This window comes from Paenibacillus sp. FSL L8-0644, assembly GCF_038008165.1.
Lineage (GTDB): Bacteria > Bacillota > Bacilli > Paenibacillales > Paenibacillaceae > Paenibacillus > Paenibacillus polymyxa_D.
Window position 1 is genome coordinate 3,281,986 of the sequence record NZ_JBBOYN010000001.1, and the last position, 25,057, is coordinate 3,307,042.

The window sequence follows — 25,057 nt, forward strand, 5'->3', positions numbered from 1 at the left end:
CCCTGCCTACTAAACATACGTGTAGCGGGAGCAAAATATGATGCACGCCAAAAAGCGCATGCCCAAGAAGAATGATTCTCGGGCATACGCTCATTACGTTCTTTTATTAACTAGCGTACTACTTTACAACTGCACCATTCGGCATACCTTCCGGTACGGTGGCGAGCGTAAGCTGATCTCCATGTGAAGCTGCCAAAATCATACCTTGCGACAGCTCTCCCCGAAGTTTTACCGGCTTAAGATTGGTCACACAGATCACCTTGCGCCCAATGATATCTTCAGGTGTATAAAACTTCGCAATCCCTGATACTACTTGCCGCTGCTCATAACCAAGATCAAGTTGGAGCTTCAACAGTTTATCTGCCTTCTTCACAGGCTCGCAAGCGACGACCTGAGCAACGCGCAGTTCTACCTTGGCAAAATCCTCAATGCCAATCTCTTCCTTTGCCTCCGGCGCTTCCTGGCTCGTCTCAGATGCATTCTGTGGTTGAACTTGTGTCGTAGCTTCCTCTGGTTTCTTACCTCCTGTCATTGCTTCCACGATAAAAGCAACCTCTTGCTCTGAATCCAGACGTGGGAAGATCGGATTACCTTTGACCAACTGTGTTCCTTCCGGAATACGACCAAACTGCTTGCCGCTATCCCATGTAGTCAGCTCACCTTGGCTAATACCGAGCTGTTCCCAAATTTTATGAGGAGCACGGGTTAAGAATGGCTGAAGTAAGATGGAAGCGATGCGCAAGCTTTCTACCAAATGCAACATAACCGATGCCAATTCACGACGTTTTGCCTCATCCTTAGCCAAATTCCATGGTTGCGTCTCGTCAATATATTTGTTGCTACGGCTAATAAATTGGCTAATCGCCGTTAATGCCACGGAAAACTCCATGTTTTCCATGGCTTCTTCTACTTTGCTATAAGTCGATGTTGCCATGTCTTCCAGAGCTCCGTCGAATTCTGTTACATTTGCTTCATAAGCCGGAACCTTGCCGTCAAAATATTTATCTACCATCGCCACGGTACGATTCAACAAGTTGCCCAGATCATTTGCCAAATCCGAATTAACTCGATCTACAAAACTTTCTGGTGTAAATGTTCCATCTGCCCCAAAAGGCACCTCGCGCAGCAAGTAGTAGCGAAGTTGGTCCAGACCATAACGGTCAATCAACGTTACCGGGTCTACCACATTGCCTTTAGATTTCGACATTTTACCATCTTTCATAAGTAACCAACCATGTGCAAATACTTTTTTAGGTAACGGAAGATCCAATGCCATCAGCATGATTGGCCAATATATCGTGTGGAACCGTACAATCTCTTTACCCACGATATGCACATTTGCTGGCCAAAATTTATCGTACAGCTCAGTATTAGAAGAACCATATCCCAAGGCTGTGATGTAGTTGGAAAGTGCGTCAATCCAAACGTATACGACATGCTTCGGGTCCCCCTTGACCTTAACACCCCAGTCAAAAGTTGTACGGGAAACAGCCAGATCCTCTAGCCCCGGCTTGATGAAGTTGTTAATCATTTCTTTTTTCCGGGATTCCGGTTGGATAAACTGCGGGTTCTCTTCATAAAATTGCAGCAACCGATCAGCATACTTGCTCATGCGGAAAAAGTAGCTCTCTTCCTTGACCAATTCTACAGGGTGTCCACTATCCGGGCTCTTACCTCCAGTCACATTGCCTTTAGCGTCCTTCACCACGTCAACCAGCTGAGTTTCTGTGTAGTACGTCTCGTCAGGGATGCTGTACCAGCCTTCGTATTCTCCCTTGTAAATATCGCCTTGTTTTAATAAACGATCAAAAATTTCCTGTACGACAGCCTTATGACGTTCCTCCGTAGTACGGATAAAATCGTCATTGGAAATGTCGAGCTTCCGCCACAGGTCTTGGATGCCTGCCACAATGTCATCTACGAAACGTTGTGGCGTTTTGCCAGCTGCACTTGCCTTTTGCTCAATCTTCTGACCATGCTCATCCGTTCCTGTCAAATAACGCACTTCATAACCGCGTAGCCGCTTGTAACGGGCCATTGCATCTCCCGCAACTGTCGTGTAAGCATGACCTATATGTAGCTTGTCGCTCGGATAATAGATCGGTGTCGTAATGTAAAATGTGTTCTCATTGGACATGTATGTTGCCTCCTGTTTTGTTCACGGCAGCTCGATAAGACCTGCTGACATGATGGTACTCCAATTTATGAATTTGGAACAAATTGGGCACAAAAAAGACCCCCGCCCCTATGGGACGAGAGTCACCTCACGCGTTACCACCCAATTTTCCTGTATCCTCGCAGACTACAGGCTTCACCGGTCACATCTGACCGCCCATTAACGCTGGAACACGCCTCCCCCTTACGTTTGCCTCCCGTGCACAAATAACTGTGGCAAATACGCTCGAAAAAGGTTCCTCCAGGACCATATTCAGGCTTCGCTCCAGACCGGTTTGCAGCTAACCCCGGCTCTCTGTACTGGACAATTCACCCTACTCATCCCTTCGCAGGAAAACAATATTAACCAAAATATAACCAAATCCGCATAGCGCTGTCAAGTCAGACTCTTCTCGGAATGAGTAGCCAAACGATCTTCGCTAGACCTGTCTGTCTCCTTTTTTGCAGGAGGAACCAAATCTACGCCTCCTGGATGAAAGGGATGGCATTTGGCTATACGCTTAGTAGCAAGCCATGAACCTTTGAGCGCACCATGCACTTCTACCGCCTCCAACGCGTACGCTGAACACGTTGGATAGAATCGGCAGGTAGCCGGCTTTAACGGTGAAATATAGGAACGATAAAACTTAATCGGAGCCTGTACCACTCTGCGTGTGGTGATTTTCATTTCAGTAGCCCCCGTGGCTGTGAGTGTGAGTGTGACTGCTCGTCTGTCTGAATCCCCCATCCGAATTACTATCAGTATGTCCATTCTTCTGTTGACATTCTTTACAATAACCAAAAATTTCAAACTTGTGCTCGACGATTTGGAATTGATCCGTTGTATCCGTCATTTGCATTGGGCAAAAAGAAATCGGTAATGTTTTCTGACAGCTCAAGCAAATCATATGGTGATGGTGATGATGCTCATTACAGCTCACCTTGAACTTCATTCCATCCTCAAAAGATACCTGTTCCAGCACACCTAATTCCTGCATTACACGCAAATTACGATAAACTGTATCAAAGCTAAGTCCACTGTACTTCTTACCCATATATTCATAAACGTCTTTGGGGGACAGATACCCTTCATTCTCGGAAAATAACGTGGCCAACGTTTTGCGCTGATCTGTAATACGCAGCCCCTGAGCGGACATTGTTGCAATAATCTCATCCTTTGTCAGCATGCGTTTCACCCTCCCCTGTCTGTAGTTTCAGGTTTTCTGATGCAGGCTTAGGCTTGCATCTATTTATTATACCACGATTAAAGTCAATATTATAAGAGATATTCGCATCTATACATAAGAAAAAGACGCTCTCCAGCGCTACGATCAAATTCGCAGCAGGAGAACGCCTATATTCTGCAAGTGACATCGACTTTTAAACGGTGAATGACGAGACCCAAGGTCTAAGCCGGTAAACAGTACCGGTTAATTCATATTAATTTTTAATAGCTGGTAAAGGCATAACTACTACGGAAACCGGCAAGTTACTTCCTGCAGCAGCAGTGAAATACATCTCTACACTTTCCTCGATATGCCCTGTGCGATACAGCACACTCATCTCATTTGGAGCCCATACCGAGCCGTTTGTCGGGATACCCACAACCTGATTGTTTACCATCGCATAGCCGGAATATTCGCCTCCACGCGGGTTGAACGTAATCAGTGAATACGGCGCTACATGATCCAATTTAACTTTATATACAACACCAAAATTACCGGCATTGGAAGCAGAAGAGCCGTCCAGACCATCCGTACCAATCAGGTTCGGGTCTACCTTATTATCGCCAAGAACGATACGTTGAGCTGTTTTACCAACCTCTTCGGTATAATTGAGTGAGATATCCGAATTAGCGTACGTTCCACGGTTATGAATACCGTCCTTAGGCAGTTTTGCCAAAGTAGGCAACACGGTCAACGGATCTGTATTTGCATCTAACACAATAACCGTGTATTGAATAGGTTGATCCGTATATAAATCGGATAACAGAGAAATGACTTGTTTTTGCTTGATTTTTTGTGCGTTCAGATCCTGTAAAATAACGCGGCTTTCGCCAGGATTTAGAACTGTGCTAGAACGCTTGCTTCCATCCTGCATGGATTGAAAATATCGTTGAATCGAGACTTTACCCGCAGCCGTTGCAAATTCAGATGGTCCGGCAAAACCGGAATTTTCGACATTCATGTTGGCAGGAGTAATATTGTTGTTGGTTGCAATCACGTACATTTTCACATCTCGACCCGTTTCATTCACATGATGGACGAGTATGCGCGTGCTTCCTGATCCGGTTTCCTGATACACAATTCCGTCCTGAAATACACGTTCCGGGCTGTTAGCACGGATCAAAAGACGCGGTGAAGATGTACTTGTCAAAGGAATGGTAGCCATGGTAGGCACCTGACTGCCGTCTACTGTATATTTATCACCATATGGTGTGAAGATTTTATTGAAATCATCTTCGTTGTACAGCAGTTCATTCGTAATTTTAATCGTTTCACTTTTGGTACCTGTTGCGCCGTGCTTATCAGTCACGGTTAACGTAATCGTTACATCACCTGGTTGGAAGAAGGCAAGTTTCTTGTTCTCCCAATCACGCTTAGTAATAGCATTCTCATCATCCGTACTCAGGTCCGTAATGGTGATCTTTTCACCCATCTTGTACTCTTTTTTATCTGTAGTAAACAGAGCGACTGGCGGTTGGTTCGGCGGTCTTACTGTAATTGTAACTGAGTAAGGATCACTCCAGTTTCCAGCAGAGTCAAGAACAGAATAGGTAACTACATATGTACCCGGCTCCTGAAATACGTCCTGCTTACCTTCCCAACGTTGGTTCACAATCGGTAGACCTGTAGGAGAAGATTCCTTCGTCAAATACGTAACTTGGGTTTCGCCCGCATAGATATCTTTTTGCTGAACCGTGAAGGAAGCTTTAGGCTTCTGATTCAAATCCATGATAACTTGTTTAGTCGTATTATTCACAGTATAAGGAATATTTAAGGCCTGTGTAATCGAGGTCAACGGCACCATAAATACGTTCTTTTGCTGAAAAGCCGGTCCCTTCATTTGTCTGGCTTCACCGTTAACCGTATAAACCTTGCTGTCTGTTTTGAAGCGCATGACATTTGTTCCTTGTGTGATTACGGTTTCTTTGGTGGCAGTGTCATAACTAAACTGCAATCCGACACGGCTGACAAGTGAACGGATAGCTACATAGGAAACTCCGTCCTTAACAGTCATCGGCTGAGTTGCCGTATACACCTGTCCGTTTTGTTCCATTTTCGCGCTGTTTAAATACAAAATCAGTTGATTAGCACCCATGTTTGTTGGAGCTCCACCAGGATTGGTGATCGTTCCGTCTCCACCGTATACATCATTGGATACGTTCGATCCGTTGGTTGTATCCGTAGGTAGGCCAGTCAATGGATCATTGGTTACGCCTGTGTTATCTGGTGTTACCGTGTTGTTTTGTGTGCCTGTTCCCTCTTGAGCTCCGATACTATTCTGAACGCTGGAATCAGCAACATTGGTCTGAGCCTGCTGTGCGCTAACCGAATCGGTGGATTGAACGGTTGTTGATGCTGCTTCTGCTCCTACAGGGGCTACTGCGGCCACCTGAGCTACCGCCAAAGCGGTGAGCATGGTCCATTTCTTGAAATTCATTGTCTGTCTCCTTCTATCACCAAATTATTATCATTCCCGTAAAAAGTCATACTATTAGACGCGTCAGTTGTTAAAAAGTTTCTGGAAATTTTGCTTATCATGAAAAAAAGGGAACTTTCTCCTGTGACTGCAAAAAATTCAACAACAAAAAACCGCCACCCATCTGACCTGATGTGGCGGCGGCTTCATTACTAAGAAATAGCTTTTGCACCATTTACATTATGATGGACGACAGACAGCATTCTTTCCTGCAGTCTCCAGACGACCCTCTTCAATGAGTCGGTAAGCACGTTGAACTTCTTCGTCTGTAGGAGATGGAACTCCCTCCAACGGATACTCCTTACCGAGCATTTCCCACTTGTAAACACCCATTTGATGGTAAGGTAAAATTTCGAATTTCTCGACTCCGTTCAACGTTCCGATAAACCGTCCCAAATTCAATAAATCTTGCTCGTCATCATGAATACCCGGTACAAATACGTGTCTAATCCACATTTTACGCCCTTGCTCAGACAACCAGCGAGCTGTGCTTAGCATACGGTCGTTGGACTTGCCTGTAAGCTTAATATGCTTGTCGTTGTCAATATGCTTAATATCAAGTAACACCAAGTCTGTTACGTCCAGCAGATCATGGATACGGCCCGCATCATTAAAGCCATTACTGTCCAGTGTCGTGTGCAAATTCCAGCGACGTTTCACTTCTTTGAACAGCTCTGCTACAAAATGAGCTTGCAATGTCGGTTCTCCACCGGATACGGTCAATCCGCCTCCCGAAGAACGGTAATAGGCTAAATACGGTTCAATTTCAGCCAATACTTCCTCTAGGGTCATTGGATTGCCTTCATTCAAGGCCCAAGTGTCCGGATTATGGCAATACTGACATTTCAACAAGCATCCTTGCATAAAGAGCACGAAGCGGATGCCGGGACCATCGACGGTCCCGAAGGTTTCCAATGAGTGTATGTGTCCTTTCAACATGTTGCATCATCCTTCCCGCATCCGCTATGCGTGCGTCATTGTAATACTTATTTACATTGTACCGTGGAAAGTACGGTTAATAACATCCAATTGTTGTTCACGAGTCAGCTTGATAAAGTTAACGGCATAACCGGAAACACGGATCGTCAGCTGTGGATAGTTTTCTGGGTGTTCCATTGCATCCAACAGTTGTTCGCGAGCAAACACATTGACATTCAGATGATGTGCGTGGCTTCCAAAATAACCATCCATCATCGAAACGAGGTTTGTTTTGCGTGTTTCTTCTTCTTTACCCAGTGCTTTAGGCACGATAGAGAAGGTGTTCGAGATACCATCCAGACTGTGTTCATAAGGCAATTTGGCTACGGAACTCAGAGATGCCAAAGCACCTTTTTTATCACGGCCGTGCATTGGGTTTGCCCCTGGTGCAAACGGTTCGCCTGCTTTACGTCCATCCGGTGTTGTACCTGTTTTCTTACCATACACCACGTTAGAAGTAATAGTCAGTACAGATTGAGTAGGAAGCGCATTACGATAAGCTTTATGCTTGCGAATCATGCTCATGAAGCTCTCTACCAGTTCCACAGCGATGTTATCTACACGGTCATCGTTGTTACCGTAGCAAGGGTATTCGCCTTCAATTTCAAAGTCCACAGCAATCCCTTTTTCGTTACGGATTGGTTTAACTTTTGCAAATTTAATGGCACTCAAGGAGTCGGTAGCAACTGACAGACCCGCAATACCACAAGCCATGGTGCGGAGAATATCACGATCATGCAACGCCATTTCAATGCGTTCGTAGCTATATTTATCATGCATGTAGTGAATAACATTCAAAGTGTTCATATACAGTTTTGCCAACCATTCCATCATAGGTTTGAAGCGACTCAACACTTCTTCATAATCCAGAACTTCACCTGTAATGGCTGGGAATTCAGGCCCTACTTGGACGCCAGATTTTTCATCTTTACCACCGTTAATTGCATACAGCAGAGCTTTAGCCAAGTTAGCACGAGCACCAAAGAATTGCATTTGTTTACCGATTTTCATTGCCGATACACAACAAGCAATACCATAGTCGTCTCCATAAATCGGACGCATCAGATCGTCATTCTCGTACTGAATGGAGCTAGTTTCAATAGAAACTTTCGCACAATATTTTTTGAAGCCTTCAGGCAATTTTTCCGACCACAGTACAGTCAGGTTCGGTTCCGGTGCAGGTCCCAGATTGTAGAGGGTGTGCAGGAAACGGAAGCTGTTTTTAGTTACCCGAGTTTCTCCAGTTACGGACATACCACCAATGGACTCAGTAACCCAAGTTGGATCTCCACTGAACAGTTCATTATAGTCAGGTGTGCGCAAGAACTTAACAATACGCAATTTCATAACAAAATGATCGACCAGTTCTTGAGCTTGTTCTTCTGTCATTGTACCCTCTTCCATATCACGTTGAGAGTAAATATCAAGGAAGGAAGATACACGTCCTAAGGACATTGCTGCACCATTTTGTTCTTTGATTGCTGCAAGATATCCAAAATATACCCATTGGAAAGCTTCTTTCGCATTGTTAGCAGGTTTTGAAATATCAAAACCGTGCTCAGCAGCCATTTGTTTCAGTTCATTCAAAGCACGAATTTGCTCGGAAATTTCCTCACGCAGACGAATTACGTCTTCTTCCATGGAATCAACTTCAAGGCTTTTCAGTTGCAGCTTTTTATCTTGGATCAAGAAGTCTGCACCGTATAAAGCTACACGACGATAGTCACCGATAATACGACCACGGCCGTATGCATCTGGCAGACCAGTAATGATACCAGCTTTACGAGCTGCTCTCATTTCATCTGTATAAGCGTCAAATACACCTTGGTTGTGAGTTTTACGAATATGAGTGAAGATATCAATGATACTTTCTGGCACTTCAAAACCATAGGCTTTGCAAGCGTCGATCATCATTCGAATTCCGCCAAACGGCTGTAAAGAACGTTTGAATGGAGCATCTGTTTGTACACCGACAATTTGCTCTTTATCCCGGTCTAGATAACCCGGTTTATGTGAAATAATAGTGGATGGCGTATTCACGTCTACATCAAGCACGCCGCCGTTTGCCAACTCTTTTTTGGTAAGATCGGATACAATATCCCACAATGCAGTTGTGTTGGCCGTAGGACCAACCAAAAATTCTTCATTGCCAACATAAGGTAAGATATTGGTTTCAATAAAATCGTTGACGTTGACTTCTTTAGTCCATTTGCCTTTTTTAAAACCTCTCCAGCCAGATTGTTGCTCTTGTAATTCTCTCTCAATCACCGACATGTAAATCCCTCCAAATTGTTTGGTCTTCCGGACTTGTGATTTTTTTCACGATAAAGCTATTTCTTGAGCCCGGCCTGTTCACCGATGCCTTACGCTCAGTGTCGGGACCTTTCTTACACCCTTATTGTAGAATAATGATAGAGTGTAGTATGTGACAAAAATCACAATATGAGTGATTTTTGTCACTTTATTTTCCCTAGCTTCGCGCCTATATCCTTAGCCTTGCCTTTCACCTCCCTTCCCAAACCAACAGGCCCTCTATATAGAGAGCCTGCATCGGTATTGAACGAGAAAATGCTTTTTCACAAGCCTCTTCTTACCTATTATATTATTGGTCAAAACGTCCGTAGAAGGCATTGCGATAGACATCAGCCAACTCAGTAACCAGTGGCAACTTAGGATTCGCAGTTGTACATTGATCTTCAAATGCGCGGTCAGCCAGATAATCTACACGTGATTCGAAATCTTTCGCATCGAAACCGATTTGTTGGAACGATTCCTCGATACCGAGTGTTTTGTTCATTTTACGGATCGCTTCGATCAAGCTGTTAACCCCTTCTTCGGTGGTGCGTGCAGGCAGTCCCAGTATGCGCGCGATTTCTGCATAACGCTCATCCGCAACAAAGTGCGAATATTTAGGGAACGAAGCAAATTTTGTCGGTTTTTTCGCATTATAACGAATAACGTGCGGCATCAAAATGGCATTCGTGCGGCCATGCGCTGTATGGTATTGTCCACCCCATTTATGTGCAAGACTGTGGTTAATGCCCAAGAATGCATTAGCAAACGCCATACCAGCAAGTGTGGAAGCATTATGCATTTTTTCACGAGCCAGCTTATCACCGGTCAGAGCCGATTGTTCTAGGTATTGGAATACCAATTGAATGGCTTTAATTGCCAGACCATCTGTGTAGTCATTAGCCATTACGGACACGTAAGCCTCGATAGCATGTGTCAGAACGTCCATACCTGTGTCCGCTACAGCTGTTTTAGGCAGCGAATATACAAACACTGGGTCAATAATTGCCACATCAGGAGTCAACTCATAGTCAGCCAGTGGGTACTTCGTGTCGCCCAGGTTTTTGTCCGTAATTACTGCGAACGATGTAACTTCGGAACCTGTACCCGATGTTGTAGGGATAGCTACAAATTGTGCTTTTTGGCCCAGACGTGGGTACTTGTAAATCCGTTTACGGATATCCATGAATTTTTGTTTTAAGTTATTGAAATCAGTATCTGGATATTCATAGAACATCCACATGCCTTTAGCGGCATCCATTGGCGAACCGCCGCCCAGTGCGATGATGCAATCCGGTTGGAAACGTCTCATCATTTCAGTACCACGTTCTACCGTAACTGTCGATGGATCTGGCTCTACTTCAGAGAACACTTCGATAGCTACTGGTGTTTGGCGCTGATGCAGATAATGAATAACACGATCTACATATCCCAGTTGTACCATCATAGGGTCTGTGATAATAGCTACACGTGTGATATCAGGCATTTTAGCAAGATACTGTGTCGAATTTTTTTCAAAATAGATTTTGGAAGGTACTTTGAACCATTGCATATTCACCGTCCGTTTCGCCACCCTTTTCACATTAATCAGATTGACTGCCGATACGTTCGACGAAGTCGAGTTACGACCGTACGAACCGCAACCAAGTGTCAACGAAGGAAGATTGGTGTTGTAAATGTCGCCAATCGCACCATGTGTGGAAGGTGCATTTACAATGATACGTCCTGTTTGCAAACGGTTTGCAAACCGAGCGATAACATCCTCATCGTTCGAATGAATAGCGGACGAGTGACCCATGCCCCCGAATTCCACGACTTCAGCAGCGCGTTGAATACCTTGTTCCGCATTTTTTACTTTATAGCAAGCTAATACAGGACTCAATTTTTCCGCAGACAATGGGAATTTTGTTCCTACCCCTTCAATCTCAGCGACCAAAATTTTAGTTCCTGCTGGTACTGTAATACCACTCATTTCAGCAATTTTCACAGCAGACTGCCCGACAATAGCTGGGTTCACTGCACATTTCTCGACATTCATAGCTCCTTGAGTGAGCTTAGCTGCTTCTTCTTTATTTACAAAATAGCAACCGTTAGCGATCATCAATTTTTTCACTTGTTCGAAGATTGGCTCTTCGATAATAACCGCTTGCTCCGAAGCACAAATCATACCGTTATCAAAAGATTTCGAGAGGATAAGATCGTTCACGGCCTGTTTGATATCTGCTGTTTTTTCAATAAAGCAAGGCACGTTACCAGGACCTACACCAAGTGCTGGTTTACCGCAGCTATAAGCTGCCTTAACCATGCCTGATCCACCAGTTGCCAAAATTAGCGCCACATCAGGGTGGTTCATCAATACATTGGTCTTATCCATCGAAGGTGCTTCAATCCATTGAATACAATCGGCCGGAGCACCATGTTTAACAGCTGCTTCGAGCAAGACGCGGGCTGCTTCCGCACTACACGATTGAGCAGATGGATGGAAACCGAAAATGATTGGGTTACGTGTTTTAATGGCAATCAGCGCTTTGAACATCGTAGTCGAAGTCGGGTTTGTCACTGGAGTGATCCCCATGATAATACCGACTGGCTCTGCTATCTTTTGAAAACTGTCAAAATCATTGTCTTCAATGACACCGACGGTTTTTTCATTTTTGATGCTATGATAGATATATTCTGTTGCAAACATGTTTTTGGTGATTTTGTCCTCGTACACACCGCGTCCTGTTTCTTCAACAGCCAACTTCGCCAGGTACATGTGTTTATCCATCCCTGCGAGTGCCATAGCTTGTACGATTTCGTCAATCTGTTCCTGATTCATACTCATGAAAGCTTGCTGTGCCCGGTTCCCCCGGTCAATCAGCGTTTGAATATACTGCTCTGCGCTTTGCTCTTTTTGAATAACCTCGTTTTTAACAGCCATTTCCCTCATCCTCCTGTTATCTCGTGTACTATCTCTTGTTCACGCACTGATCGTAACACAGCTTTTCAAGATATATTGTGATTTTTTTCACAATCTATTTAAAATTTTATTTTATGAAGTGAATTAAATCACAAAGTTTGGAATTCTGCCACTTTTACCCCCTCTTCTTGCCCCAAAAACTCATTGCACAAGTATATAATGAATTTGAATTGATCAAGTTGCAGATAAAAAACATAGGATACAAAGGGGAAATGGACGATGAGAAACCCTACAAATGTAATGGAAGCCCGCGGCAACACCTGTTGCTTCTCGGAGGCCAGCTTCAACCGATTGCAAGTAATGATGAAAGATCGAGTTATGCCAGAAAGCTCGCATCTGTTCTGGGAAGGAGATACAGCGGATAAGCTGTTTTATATTAAGCGCGGACGCGTGAAAGTAACCAAAACAACGGATGAGGGCAAGGAACTTATTCTATATATGTATCAAAGCGGCGATCTTGTTGGTCAAGCCGATCCATTTTTCGGTACTAAGCATTCCTTTTCTGCTGAGGTTCTGGAAGACAGTGATATTGGCGTAATCGATCATACAGATTTGGAACTGCTTATTTGCCAGCATTGTGATTTTGCGATTGACTTTATGAAATGGATGGGTTCACATCACCGCATTACTCAGACTAAGTTCCGCGATTTGATGATGTACGGCAAGCCAGGCGCTTTATGTTCAACGCTCATTCGTCTATGCAATACCTATGGTGAGCCTCACGGCGAACATATCCTGATTCATAAAAAAATTACTCATACTGACTTATCAAATATGATCGGTGCGACCCGGGAAAGCGTAAACCGGATGCTTAGTGATCTACGTAAGAAAAATGCAGTTGAATATGATAATGGTATGATTGTTGTCAAAGATTTGGAAATGCTGCAAGGTGTATGTCATTGTGAACTATGCCCTCGTGAGATTTGCCGGATATAATAAATCGTTTTTTTATGTAAAAGGGAGTGTTATAAGCCACTATAGCTTATAACACTCCCTAATTTATTTCCACTCCCCTACTTATACAGGAGCAGTAGCGAAGCATTTTAATGACAGTCCTTCTTCTGGCAACACTCTTTAAAACTGTAAACATAGATAACTTAAATTCCCCATCTCATAGCTTCTATGGATAACCTTGGCTTTGTTTGCAGGATTGCCACTCCCCATTGCAATAAACAACGGTACAAAGTGTTCTGCTCTGGGTACGGCCTGGCGAGCATACGGTGCTTCGCTTTCATAGTGATCCAAAGCCTCTATATCTCTACTTTGTACTTTTTCAATAATCCAATCATCAAAATCTATAGCCCAAGGTTCTGTTTTCGTTTCCCCCCATTTGACGATACGCAGATTATGAACAGTCACGCCACTACCAATGACCAGAATATCCTGTTCTCCCAGTCCTCGCAGCACTTCACCAATAGCATATTGTGCTTTGGGCGAGAGATATGGATTTACAGAGATCTGAACTACCGGAATGTCTGCCTCAGGATACATACGATGCAACAATGTCCAAGATCCATGATCCAAACCCCTCACCCGATCAGTTTCTACGTCAATGCCCTTTTGTTCATATAATTTTTTCAGCTTATTGGCCAGTTCCACAGAACCATGTGCTGGATATTTCACTGTGTACAGTTCCGGTGGAAAACCGCCAAAATCATAAATGGTATCGTACACGTCATCCATCGAACTGATCGTCAACGTTTGTGTTTCCCAATGAGCAGTAAAGATAACTATTGCTTTAGGACGAATACTTTTCCCCAGTTGCTCTAAAAATGAAGTATAGTCCGTCTGTTCAATAGCAAGCATCGGTGAGCCATGGGCCAAAAATAAAGATGGCATCATATAAAGATCCCCTTATCATCAACAATTTATTTTATTCATCAAGTAACTTTATGTAAGTAATGATACATAAGTAACAGAGTCATGTCAACACAGATTTTAACATACACTTAAAGGTCAAAGATTCTATAAATAAAGATTGATATAGGTATAATGTCATAGTAATATGTAACTAATAAATTTTAAAATTTCACTTTATTTCGATACAAAGGACTGGTTTCCATGGAGATACATACTTCTAATTGCCCAAAATGCGGTTCCGTTTTTCGTCAAAACCTTAGAAACCTCTGTAGTACTTGTATTCAGGAAGAAAATATATTCTTGGACCGCTGTTCTAACTATCTATGGAAGCATCCTTCTACTCATACTCGCCAGCTCAGTGACGTAACTGGTACACCTATAGAATTGCTCACAGATTGGGTAAGAGCAGGCAAATTTCCCTCCACATACAGTCAGCTTGATTATCCTTGTGAGTCCTGCCGTTCCCCTATTTATGCAGGGAGACTTTGTCATTCCTGTCTGGGTACATTCCGTTCGGCCGCGCTGGATATTCAAACCCGTGTGCCTCGCCGTGCAACAGCAGCATTATTCTCAGTTGCAGGGCGCGTCAAAGGCTATTAAGTCGTGCTGCCTAAGCACATCATTTCTGCAAAATGGATAAGTAGTCCTAAACGCAATATAAAAAACAGCCTTTTTTCTAGGAAAAGGCTGTTTTGCTATGAAAAACACTTATTTAGTTTGGTGCTCATCTAATCCATTCCTCAGCCCAAAATTGAATCTGTTCCATAACCGGCTGAAGTGCACGGCCTTTGGTTGTTAGCTCGTATTCAATGCGGACAGGAGTTTCTGGATATACATGACGTGTAAGAATTCCTTCATTTTCCAAATCTTTCATCCGCTCTGATAACATTTTGTCACTCATTGTGGGAATCAGATTGGAAATATCCTTAAACCGCTTAGGACCGCTCATCATGGATTGAATAATTAATCCATTCCAACGCTTGCCCAAACATGAAAAGGCGGTTTCAAAACGCGGACACATTTTTGTACATTGCGGTTGACTCTCCAAATTTTTCACCTTCTTTTGCATTTCGGTTTGATAAAGCTTTCCTTTTGTTAGTATATATCATTTTAGCATACTTTATCCCGAAAGAAAACACTTTCTTCTTAAATTAAATACCTGCGCCGATAAAGTTGCCATGACCAAAACTGATTATACAACAAACCAACACAGCAGGTATATGTCTAAATCGTTAAATCAAAAAAGGCGGAATCCCCTAGAGGTTCCGCCTTTCAATCTATTCATTATATAGCTCATCAAAATGTGATGATTGTCATTATACCAACACTCCACCGAGAGGTCTTACCGGTTCACTTCTACCATATATTGGTTTGTTAATACTTGTTGGAGAAGTCCAACGAATACTATTGGCAATAACCTTCAAAATATCAGGCTGGTAATAAGTCGGATAGGTCTCATGGCCTGGGCGAAAATAAAATATTTTACCACTACCTCGACGGAAAGTACATCCGGTTCTAAATACTTCGCCACCTTCAAAGTTACTAACAAATACCAATTCATCTGGCGCTGGAATATCAAAGAACTCGCCATACATCTCTTCCTGCTTCAACAATATTTTGGCGTCAATGCCTTCTGCAATGGGATGTGACGGATTCACCGACCAAATAATCTCCTGTTCACCTGCCACCCTCCATTTCAGATCGCAGCTAGTGCCCATCAGGGCTTTGAATGGCTTGGAAAAATGGCCTGAGTGCAGCACGATTAAGCCCATTCCTTCCTGCACTCGCTTGACAACACGCGCCGTAACTTCATCGCTCACCTGATCATGGGCTTTATGCCCCCACCACAGCAGCACATCTGTGGAATTCAAGACTTCTTCTCCCAAACCATGCTCTGCATCATCACGCAGTGTAGCTGTTCGAATGGCAAATCCCTCTCCTGCCAGGCCGTCAGCCAACGCTTTGTGTATCCCGTCAGGGTATATCTGTTTGGCTTCATCATTCAACTTTTCGTTCAAAAATTCATTCCAAATGGTGACGTTAATCATCAACATTTCCCCCTATTAGGTTAGACCCACCACATCTCGCTCAGCGGTTCTTCAATCAGTACCTGGCGAAGATTGTGGACAGCCTTAGTAAAGCCCTCTTCCACGGACATCAGACCATCTTCATGCTCAATACTCACTACATGATCGTATCCCACCAGGCGCAGAGCACTGATAATATCTGCCCAGGTTTTTACATCATGTCCATAACCCACAGTACGGAACTGCCAAGCGCGATCTAGCATTTTCGTATATTCCTGCATATCGGTAAGTCCATATTTATTTACATTAATCGGATCAATCGTCGTATCCTTGGCATGAAAGTGGTGAATAGCTCCCTCTCGGCCCAAAATTTGAACTGCCTGCACAGGGTCAATTCCCTGCCACCACATATGGCTCGGATCGAGATTAGCACCAATAACCTCTCCCGCAGCTTCACGTAAACGAAGCAAGGTCGCTGGTGTATGAACGGAGAAGCCTCCGTGTAGCTCCAATCCAATTTTAACATGATGATCTGCTGCAAATTTCCCCGTCTCGGTCCAGTAAGGAATAATTTTATTCTCCCATTGCCACTTCAACACTTCTTGAAAATCATTAGGCCACGGAGCCACAGGCCAGTTTGGATATTTCGCATCCTCATGATCTCCCGGACAGCCGGAGAAAGTGTTCACAACTGGAACTTCCAGCTTTTCTGCCAATCGAACGGTTTTAAGAAACGTATCATGATCAGCCTGGGCCAAATGCTTTTGCGGATGAAGAGGATTGCCGTGACAGCTAAGTGCGCTAATCGTTAGTCCGCGGGACTCTACTGCCTTTTTAAAATTTTTGAGCGCTGCATCATTCTCCAGCAATTCATCCGGCTTACAATGCTTATCCCCCGGGTTGCCGCCTGTACCGATTTCTACAGCATCCAATCCTTGAGAAGCCACATAATCCAACGCTTCCTCCAGCGAACGGCCACCGAACAACACCATAAATACTCCAAGTTTCAAAAGAAATCCCCCCTGTATCATATGTGAAAAAAGCTGCTTTCATTATAACGATGGTCTATTCGGGATAATTACGGCTTAGTCAAAATAGACAGCTTTTCCCGTACGTGCCGATTCATAGATAGCTTCCAAAATTTCAGTAACAACCAGTGCCTGTTCCGGCTTCACAAGAGGTTCTTTGTCGTCCAGAATAGATTCGATCCACAGGCGGGCTTCGCGGTCTGCTTCATTTTCCGTCTCCCCAGAGTAAAAGGCAACACCACCTGCATCCAGATCTATTTTCGTATCAAACAAACGGCTGTTCTTTTCTCCGTTAATGCGCAATCCATCCTGCATATCGGCTCCGCCTTCGGTACCGCATAACAGTGTCTTCGCTTCGCCAAACTCTACAACGTTCAATGCCCAGCTGGATTCCAGTACAATCGTAGCTCCATTTTGCATCGTAATAAAACCAAAAGCTGAGTCCTCTACCTTAAATTCCTCAGGGTTCCAAGGCCCAAAGGCATTTGCCGCATCTTTACGATCCCCTAGCTTATGGAAAGTTGAACCTAGTACGCTTTTAGGCTTGTAATTATCCATCAGCCAGAGTGTCAGGTCTAGTGCATGCGTGCCAATATCAATAAGAGGACCACCGCCCTGCTTCTCTTCATCCAAGAATACTCCCCAAGTCGGAACCGCGCGACGGCGTAGAGCAATGGCTTTGCCCAGATAAATTTCTCCAAGCTCTCCTTGCTCGACTAATTGCTTCAGGTACAAACTGTCATCACGATAACGGTTTTGATACGCTATGGACAGCTTCTTACCTGTGCGGTTGGCCGCATCAAGCATCTCCCGTGCTTGCTCAGCAGTTTTAGCCATCGGCTTTTCACACAGCACATGCTTACCTGCCTCAAGCGCCGCTACGGTAATTTCCGAGTGCGAGTCGTTAGGTGTACATACATGTACGACTTCAATGTCTTTATTTTCTAACAGCTTACGGTAATCGCTATAAACTTGCGAGCCATCAACACCAAACTTTTCTGCTGCCTCTTCAGCGCGCTCCTGAATGATGTCACAAAATGCAACGATCTCCGCACGCTTCTGCTTGGCAAGACTCGGCAAGTGTTTGCCGTTGGCAATGCCTCCACAACCAATAATCCCGATTTTAAGTGTTTTAGACATGAATATTTCCTCCCTGAGCTGCGTATTGTTGGAGCCATTTAATGCTGGTTTCAATGCTTTCGATTGGAGGGTTTGAGCAGAAATCCTGTTCCACGACGACCCAATCCACACCTGCCTGAATAGCGGCGTCTGTAATGGCCTGAAGCTGCACTTCGCCTTTGCCAAGCTCTACAGTCACTGCTTTTTGCTGCTCGTCACGTGCCATATCCTTTAAGTGAATGATAGGCAGGCGTCCATTATAACGTCCGATGTATTCCACTGGATCATAGCCCCCGTAGTATACCCAACAAGTATCCATTTCGACCTGTAACAAATCATCGGAAACTGCATCATATAAAGCATCGAATACTGGGCGATCATTGATCTTTTCTGTTAATTCAAAATCATGATTATGATAAGCCAGTATCAAACCCTGTTCCTTCACTTTTTCACCAATACGATTTAAATTAGCAAAAAGTTCATCCCACTCCCGCTGTTCTTCGGTTAAATAAGGAACGATTAGGTACTTATTGCCCAATTCTTTGTGGCATGAAATCTCCTCATCCAAATGATCCAGCAAGCGAGAATATTGTACATGAGTTCCGACAACTTCCAGATTCAGTTCATCCAAGAGCGCTCTGACATCCTTGGCATTGCGTCCGAAAAAGGTATGAAATTCTACTCCTTTATAGCCAAGCTCAGCTACCTTGCGCAATGTACCTTCAAAATCCTGTTCAAGCTCTTCCCTTACGGTGTACAATTGCAATCCTACTTTAGCCATTACCCTTCACCTCTTTAAGTTAGGAACCATTATATCTGTTCCATAATACACATCCTCGTCCGGCTTGAACGTACTTACCAGCGTAATGTATTGCCTTCCAATGATGAGTGCTGAAAAGCATGCATGGCTTCTAACACATGGTAGGCCAGCTCAGCATTGGCACGATGGTCCGTGAATTTCAATGCGCCAAAGGCTTTTCACTGTACACATGCTTGCCTGCCTCTAGTATCGCTATATCTGACCATACGTGGCTGCCAGGCACGGTCAGATTAAATACAAGCTCAATTTCAGGCTGGCGCAGTAATTCATCCGATTTGTATACGTTTTCAATGTTGAATTTATCGGCCCTCTCCTTTGCCCTCTCATCCAGTAAATCAGCGATGGCCACCACTTCAATGAGTGGGCTCTTTTGGAGATTTTCAAGATATACCGAGCTAATAGTACCGCATCCGATAATCCCGGCCTTCATTCGTTCCACGTCGTCACACTCCTTGGCCTCCAACATGTACTTTCTCATCTAACATGTAAGCTTTACAGTTCACATAGTATTCTATTTCTGTTTCGTTTAAAATGAATAATATGATTAAAACATGAACAATCTGGTCAATATTTGAAACAGCCATATGCCCAAAGGAGTCATCATCATGTCTATCGTCGAGCCTTGTCAGGTTCTTACCGCAGGCTATTCCTTCCATCGAAAGCCCTTTTATTCGAACCAGCCTGAGGGGATCAAAAATTATTTATTCCGTTTGCAAACAGATGGACGTTGCCAAGCCCGCATTAACGGGGAAATGACACGGATTGAGGCAGGTGACCTACTGTTATTCAATCCTACCGAGCCTTATGAACTGGATATTCATAGTGAGTTGAATCCCATGGGAGAGCTGGTCGTGGAAAGCGGAGATTATCACATTTTTTTCGGTGGTTCCTGGGTAGATGAGTGGTGGAACCATCATAAACGACCCAACAGAATTAAGGTTCAGCTCACAGAAGCCCTGCTTGGCCTATTTCGTCAGCTTGTGATGGAGCAACGACGTATTTCTAATCCTTACCCGGAAATATCAAGTTATTACATACGCATTTTATGTTTGGAGTTTGACCGTATGCTATCCGATCATCCTATCGCTACTCATCATAACTATCTTGCGTATCAGATTAAAAATTATATTGAAGAAAATGCATCCTCTAACTTCAAGCTAGATGACGTGTCTTCACACGTCGGTATCAGCGTATCCCGAGCAGTGCATCTGTTTAAGGAAACATTTGATACGAGCATTATGCAGTACACGCTGGACATCAGGCTTAACATGGCGAGAGAACGAATCATTTTCAGTCCCATGTCACTGGAACAAGCCGCCGAATCGTCAGGATTTGCAAATTACACGTATTTTCACCGTGTATTTCGTTCCCGCTTCGGTATGTCGCCTAAGGAATTCAGGGTGATTCACCGCGAGCAATTGTAGGACAAAGAGAGCGTTCACCTGAACGCTCTCTTTGTTCATAACCAATAATAGTGGATGCTGCTTACATACCACGACCCAGCTTTTTTACGGAGCAATTGTCAGCATCACTACTGACATTGGTGGCAGTGTAACATCCAAATGCTGACCTTGAAGCTGATAGGATGTGAAAGCTTCCTTTTTCACACGCTCTGGCTGATCAAACGTATTATGTGCCTGCATATCGTCGTTGGCAAGGACAACACCACTGATCTTTTTAACCTCTTCCAGTCCTCTTAGCTCCAAATTCAAGTTTGCCGACACGCCCGGATGGACGTTGCAAAAGCTGATATGAATATTACCATCCTGCGCCTTGGAGGCGGACACGCTTACTTGCGGAATGGAATCCCCGTCATATTCATAATCGCCTACCTTTACATGAACAGCCAGTGCTTGCGCATCCTGATGCACCTTAAACATTTCAAATATATGGTATGTCGGCGTCAACAGCATAGCAGGACCTTCGGTCAGAACCATTGCTTGTAAAACATTGACCATTTGAGCAATATTCGTCATCTGTACTCGGTCATGGTGATTATGGAAAATGTGTAGATGCAGCCCAGCTACCAGCGCATCGCGCATCGTATTTTGCTGATACAGGAAGCCCGGATTGGTCCCTGGCTCAGTCAGGAACCAAGTTCCCCATTCATCGACAATCAGTCCGACCCTTTTGTCAGGATCATATTGGTCCATAATAGCAGAATGACGAGTAATCAATTCATCCATGTGCAGTGATTTTTTCATCGTCTCGAACCATTCCGCTTCATCAAAGCCGAGTGCTTGCCGTTTCCCTTCCCAGTTTCCCGGGATCGTATAGTTATGCAGGCTCAAACCGTCCATAAGATGCCCAGCTTCACGCATCAACACTTCGGTCCAACGATAATCGTCCACATTCGCCCCACCTGCAATCCGATAAATGCGGTTCTCGCCATAGTTACGGACATATGTCTGATAGCGGCGATACAGGTCGGCATAATATTCTGGGCGCATGTTACCGCCACAACCCCAGTTTTCGTTACCCACTCCAAAATATTTGAGCTTCCATGGTTTCTCACGACCGTTTTCCTGACGCCATGCAGCCATTGGGGACTCTCCATCGAAGGTCATGTACTCTACCCATTCCGACATTTCCTGAACTGTACCACTGCCGACATTTCCACAAATATAAGGCTCTGCATCTAACAGCTCGCACAATTGAAAAAACTCATGTGTGCCAAAATGATTATTTTCAACCACACCGCCCCAATGCGTATTTACCATTCTCTTACGATTTCCTTTGGGTCCGATACCATCTTTCCAATGATATTCATCGGCAAAACAGCCTCCCGGCCAGCGCAGCACAGGAATATTCAGCTTTTTCAGCGCTTCCACCACATCATTACGAATTCCGTTTGTGTTCGGAATCGGTGAGTCCTCTCCAACCCATATGCCTTCATAAATGCAACGTCCAAGATGCTCAGCAAATTGTCCATAAATGTTTTTATTAATAATGCCTTGTTTCCAATCGGTATTAACAACAATAGAACCCTTCACAACAAACCCTCCCCAAAAATATTAAGATTGTTGGAACACCCGCACAAATGTTTGCGCTTTCATTTTGGCCTAAATACCACTCATACCACCGATTTTCTTTCGATCTTAATTTTTACGCATCATTACTTTTAGTAAATATTAATATAAATATTAATAATTAAACAAAAATATTTCACGTGTTTAATATATTTTATTGTCTACTTTTTGTCAATCGTTAAGAAAAGGTCCAATCAAACCAAAAAGCCTGCCATTAAGGCAGACCAAGGTATGACTACTTTAACCCGTAATCCAGGTTCAGCCGAGCCTGAGCATTGTATCTTTTAGGCTGTTCCTATCCACCGTGAACCATGGTAACTGGGACAATTTTGAGCTGCCGCCAAAGCACGTACACGAACAATACTTCCGCTGATACCACACGTATGTCCGGACATTAACTCTTCACATTGTGAGCAGGCCAACAGTCTGGCTTCGTACACTTCATCGTTTACACATTCCATTTTGGGTCTCATGTTGGTTAGAATTCTGGTAATTTGCTCTTCCGATATCGAGATATCTCTTTCACAACCTTTGCAGGTGCTTGGCACAGGTATATCTTCCATCGTCAGCTTACCTCCCCATCAACAATGTCTTAAGTAAATATAGTGAGTCCATGATGCCATAAATGATAACAGTATATCCTTTATTCTGGCTAGCCCTATTTCCGTTCCGACGGAAGGCTGGCAGCCGCCTCGGATACGACCATCGCCAAGTCCTCATTTCCGAACATGGATAGTACCCCTAATACTGTATCCAGCGGAATATCACCCGCTTCTTCACGCGATACAGTCAATTTGCGTACTCGTAGCAGACGCTCGTTGCTATCCTGATGCGGATACGCTACACGATATAATTCCTCTGGCTCCAACCCGTGATTGATACACCATTGCGCAAATACAAGAATCATCATATCTTCTTCTTGCTTATAATTTTCGATGATGGCTTCTTCTAGCTGTTTACCACGATTATCTTCTTCCATTCATTCATTTCTCCTTCAACCTAATTCTTGATGTCTGTCTGGACTGTTAAGATCATGTTCGGACGTTCCATATTAATCACTCAAACGGTTGATCAGTTCGTCAGCCAGCATATGGCTTTCCAATACTTTTCCAGCTCGTACAGCACACTCCTCCGGACGATGAATATGCTCCAGAAAATGATTCACGACTCCTGTGAATCCTCGTCTTTCCAAAATCGTATCCCAGCTTCCAAAAGCTTGCGTTAATGGTGAATGATTTTTTTGCATAAAAACAGCCTGTTCCATATTTGTTACTTCAACAGACCGTCCTGCCCCGTGAAGCTCCAGTTTTTCTATGTCAGCTCCTGCCTGTCTACTCATACTGTAGCTTCCGGTGGCATTTCCCAAACGTACAGTCCCGAACGCAGCATCCATATATCCTTCACTCGTCGTATTCAGACTACTATGCAGCAGTTCATAATCATCGCCACCCAGCCACAAAAGCAAGTCAAGCATATGAATTAAATCATCATAAACCGTCTGTGCCGCCGGTCTTCGATCATATCCAGTACGATGTTTAATAGCCGCACATTGACTGAATCCACCCGCTTCCTCTAACCAAGCCTTAGCAGCAACATAATGCGGGGCAAAACGCCGATTAAATCCCACCGCCAGCAGCACGGCCTGTGCTTCCGCAAAAGCGGTCATTTCCAGATTCTGACGAACATCATAGGACAACGGTTTATCCACATACACGGCAATCCCTTTTTCAATACACGCCATAACCAGATCAAAATGAGCTTCGGTCGCGGCATGTATAAATACAGCTTCCGGTTCCCATGCCAGCATCTCCTTCACATCTGTCGTTCCTCTAGGCAACCTATATTGCTCCATGACGGAACTTACCGGCTCCTGTGAACGGTTCATGACACCTACAATGTCTACACCTTGGTGTGCAGCCAGTAACGGCAAATATACTTTACGAGCAATACCACCCAGTCCCGCAATGGCTACCCTTGTCTTCGTTTGCTTGTCCATATCATTCCCACCTCTAATCACTCATTCATCTGTTGTCTAGTTTACATGGAAGTCTGCTGACAAGTAAAGAAAAGAGACTGCTCCGGGTCCAGTTGGACAATAACGGAACAGCCTCTATGGCATGAACATTCAGCTTCAGCTAAGTTTACCTCAATGTAAGTTAGCTTAGGCGTGCTGCACTTGCTTTCTTGTTTTTTCACTTTTGATTTTTTTAACACGCATCCCAATGGCTACAACCAGAACCACAACCAGAACCTCAAAGCCGTATTTAACGACCCCGTTCATAAACCAGTGTGCAATCAACGGTTCCGCCACCACCATTTTGGCAGCAGTATAAGCAAGTACAGCAGCCCCAATCGTAATAACTACTGGGTAACGTTCTGTCAGCTTCAAGATAATCGTACTTCCCCACACCATGATTGGAACAGAGATTGCAAGACCCAATATAACGAGTAGCATATTTCCATGAGCTGCGCCCGCTACAGCAAGTACATTGTCGAGCCCCATCATCGTATCCGCGATAATAATGGTGCGGATCGCTGCCCACATTTGATTCGTGGCTGAAATTTCATGCTTCTTCTCTTCGACCAGTAGCTTATAGGCGATATAGATAAGTGCGAGTCCCCCAATCAAACGCAATCCATAAATTTGCAATAAATACGTGACCAGCACCGTAGCAATCACACGAATGATGACCGCTCCGACCGTCCCCCAAATAATGACCTTCTTTTGATTGGCCTTATCAACATTGCGAGCCGCCAAACCGATTACGATTGCATTGTCACCAGCTAGCACCAGATCAATGATAATGATGGATACTAATGCGGTTAAAAACTCAATTGACAACAAATCCATACGTTTCTCCCACCTTTTTTATTTATTTGTTATACTGTACATAGTTCAGCGCTTTATACTAAAAAAGCGCCATTTCACGGAATCCGGAAACGGCGCTGACCCAAATTTGGCATCAAAAAAAGACCATTTACCCGGATTCCTAAAATCCTGGCAAAGGTCTCGCTTACAACATTACGTTGCCAATAAAGCCGGGGATTAAAAATCCCGTAATGACGACTTTACTCGTTGAGCTACT

Annotated in this window: 21 protein-coding genes and 1 pseudogene; 3 read left to right on the forward strand and 19 right to left on the reverse strand. The window is 44.1% G+C overall.

What is annotated here, in order from left to right; all coding sequences use genetic code 11:
* Positions 1 to 118: 118 nt before the first annotated feature.
* The 7 genes from metG to adhE all read right to left on the reverse strand — a co-directional run bounded on the left by metG (position 119) and on the right by adhE (position 12,049).
* Complete coding sequence (gene metG, locus NSS94_RS14875; protein WP_029517239.1) at positions 119 to 2,137, reverse strand: methionine--tRNA ligase; 2,019 nt, start codon at positions 2,135 to 2,137, stop codon at positions 119 to 121.
* 414 nt (positions 2,138 to 2,551) lie between these two features.
* Positions 2,552 to 2,842, reverse strand: a complete 291-nt coding sequence (gene yidD, locus NSS94_RS14880; protein WP_029517238.1) for a membrane protein insertion efficiency factor YidD — start codon at positions 2,840 to 2,842, stop codon at positions 2,552 to 2,554.
* A 1-nt stretch (position 2,843) separates the two neighbouring features.
* Positions 2,844 to 3,341: a Fur family transcriptional regulator gene (locus NSS94_RS14885; protein ID WP_029517237.1), complete on the reverse strand. Its 498-nt coding sequence runs from the start codon at positions 3,339 to 3,341 to the stop codon at positions 2,844 to 2,846.
* A gap of 253 nt (positions 3,342 to 3,594) precedes the next feature.
* Positions 3,595 to 5,817, reverse strand: coding sequence for a copper amine oxidase N-terminal domain-containing protein (locus tag NSS94_RS14890; protein WP_029517236.1), 2,223 nt, complete (start codon positions 5,815 to 5,817; stop codon positions 3,595 to 3,597).
* Between the two features lie 219 nt (positions 5,818 to 6,036).
* Positions 6,037 to 6,795 (reverse strand): pyruvate formate-lyase-activating protein, encoded by a 759-nt coding sequence (gene pflA / locus NSS94_RS14895; protein WP_029517235.1) that lies wholly within the window; start codon positions 6,793 to 6,795, stop codon positions 6,037 to 6,039.
* Positions 6,796 to 6,846: 51 nt separating this feature from the next.
* The gene (pflB, locus tag NSS94_RS14900) at positions 6,847 to 9,108 is read right to left on the reverse strand and encodes a formate C-acetyltransferase (protein ID WP_029517234.1); all 2,262 of its coding nucleotides are present in this window, start codon (positions 9,106 to 9,108) and stop codon (positions 6,847 to 6,849) included.
* A gap of 328 nt (positions 9,109 to 9,436) precedes the next feature.
* Positions 9,437 to 12,049: a bifunctional acetaldehyde-CoA/alcohol dehydrogenase gene (gene adhE, locus NSS94_RS14905; RefSeq protein WP_029517233.1), complete on the reverse strand. Its 2,613-nt coding sequence runs from the start codon at positions 12,047 to 12,049 to the stop codon at positions 9,437 to 9,439.
* Positions 12,050 to 12,307: 258 nt separating this feature from the next.
* Here adhE and NSS94_RS14910 point away from each other — a divergent pair, with 258 nt between their 5' ends.
* Entirely contained in the window at positions 12,308 to 13,024 is a 717-nt protein-coding gene (locus NSS94_RS14910; protein WP_013310849.1) for a Crp/Fnr family transcriptional regulator, read from the forward strand.
* 138 nt (positions 13,025 to 13,162) lie between these two features.
* On the opposite strand, the gene NSS94_RS14915 is transcribed toward NSS94_RS14910, so the two are convergent.
* On the reverse strand, positions 13,163 to 13,930 hold the full coding sequence (locus NSS94_RS14915; protein WP_029517232.1) for a DODA-type extradiol aromatic ring-opening family dioxygenase: 768 nt from the start codon (positions 13,928 to 13,930) through the stop codon (positions 13,163 to 13,165).
* A gap of 318 nt (positions 13,931 to 14,248) precedes the next feature.
* On the opposite strand from NSS94_RS14915, the gene NSS94_RS14920 reads away from it, so the two are divergent.
* Positions 14,249 to 14,548, forward strand: a complete 300-nt coding sequence (locus NSS94_RS14920) for a hypothetical protein (RefSeq protein ID WP_223821919.1) — start codon at positions 14,249 to 14,251, stop codon at positions 14,546 to 14,548.
* Positions 14,549 to 14,672: 124 nt separating this feature from the next.
* Here the strand turns inward: NSS94_RS14920 and NSS94_RS14925 are convergent, their stop codons facing one another.
* From NSS94_RS14925 to NSS94_RS14950, 6 genes and pseudogenes are all read right to left on the reverse strand, one after another.
* Positions 14,673 to 15,017, reverse strand: coding sequence for a winged helix-turn-helix transcriptional regulator (locus NSS94_RS14925; RefSeq protein WP_034095058.1), 345 nt, complete (start codon positions 15,015 to 15,017; stop codon positions 14,673 to 14,675).
* Positions 15,018 to 15,264: 247 nt separating this feature from the next.
* Positions 15,265 to 15,996, reverse strand: coding sequence for a ThuA domain-containing protein (locus NSS94_RS14930; protein ID WP_029517231.1), 732 nt, complete (start codon positions 15,994 to 15,996; stop codon positions 15,265 to 15,267).
* A 20-nt stretch (positions 15,997 to 16,016) separates the two neighbouring features.
* Entirely contained in the window at positions 16,017 to 16,985 is a 969-nt protein-coding gene (locus NSS94_RS14935) for a sugar phosphate isomerase/epimerase family protein (RefSeq protein WP_029517230.1), read from the reverse strand.
* A gap of 75 nt (positions 16,986 to 17,060) precedes the next feature.
* Positions 17,061 to 18,143, reverse strand: a complete 1,083-nt coding sequence (locus NSS94_RS14940) for a Gfo/Idh/MocA family protein (protein ID WP_029517229.1) — start codon at positions 18,141 to 18,143, stop codon at positions 17,061 to 17,063.
* Entirely contained in the window at positions 18,136 to 18,903 is a 768-nt protein-coding gene (locus NSS94_RS14945) for a sugar phosphate isomerase/epimerase family protein (RefSeq protein WP_341039558.1), read from the reverse strand. The genes NSS94_RS14940 and NSS94_RS14945 overlap by 8 nt, the downstream gene beginning before the upstream one ends.
* A 184-nt stretch (positions 18,904 to 19,087) precedes the next feature.
* A pseudogene (locus NSS94_RS14950) lies at positions 19,088 to 19,381 on the reverse strand (Gfo/Idh/MocA family protein); the annotation flags it as partial.
* A gap of 166 nt (positions 19,382 to 19,547) precedes the next feature.
* On the opposite strand from NSS94_RS14950, the gene NSS94_RS14955 reads away from it, so the two are divergent.
* Positions 19,548 to 20,366 (forward strand): AraC family transcriptional regulator, encoded by an 819-nt coding sequence (locus NSS94_RS14955; protein ID WP_029517226.1) that lies wholly within the window; start codon positions 19,548 to 19,550, stop codon positions 20,364 to 20,366.
* A gap of 84 nt (positions 20,367 to 20,450) precedes the next feature.
* On the opposite strand, the gene NSS94_RS14960 is transcribed toward NSS94_RS14955, so the two are convergent.
* The 5 genes from NSS94_RS14960 to NSS94_RS14980 all read right to left on the reverse strand — a co-directional run bounded on the left by NSS94_RS14960 (position 20,451) and on the right by NSS94_RS14980 (position 24,822).
* Positions 20,451 to 21,935: an alpha-N-arabinofuranosidase gene (locus NSS94_RS14960; RefSeq protein WP_341039559.1), complete on the reverse strand. Its 1,485-nt coding sequence runs from the start codon at positions 21,933 to 21,935 to the stop codon at positions 20,451 to 20,453.
* 320 nt (positions 21,936 to 22,255) lie between these two features.
* Entirely contained in the window at positions 22,256 to 22,534 is a 279-nt protein-coding gene (locus tag NSS94_RS14965; RefSeq protein ID WP_029517224.1) for a hypothetical protein, read from the reverse strand.
* Between the two features lie 95 nt (positions 22,535 to 22,629).
* Entirely contained in the window at positions 22,630 to 22,950 is a 321-nt protein-coding gene (locus tag NSS94_RS14970; RefSeq protein ID WP_013310862.1) for a hypothetical protein, read from the reverse strand.
* A 72-nt stretch (positions 22,951 to 23,022) separates the two neighbouring features.
* The gene (locus NSS94_RS14975; protein ID WP_029517223.1) at positions 23,023 to 23,967 is read right to left on the reverse strand and encodes a Gfo/Idh/MocA family protein; all 945 of its coding nucleotides are present in this window, start codon (positions 23,965 to 23,967) and stop codon (positions 23,023 to 23,025) included.
* A 165-nt stretch (positions 23,968 to 24,132) separates the two neighbouring features.
* On the reverse strand, positions 24,133 to 24,822 hold the full coding sequence (locus tag NSS94_RS14980) for a TerC family protein (protein ID WP_029517222.1): 690 nt from the start codon (positions 24,820 to 24,822) through the stop codon (positions 24,133 to 24,135).
* Positions 24,823 to 25,057 lie beyond the last annotated feature (235 nt).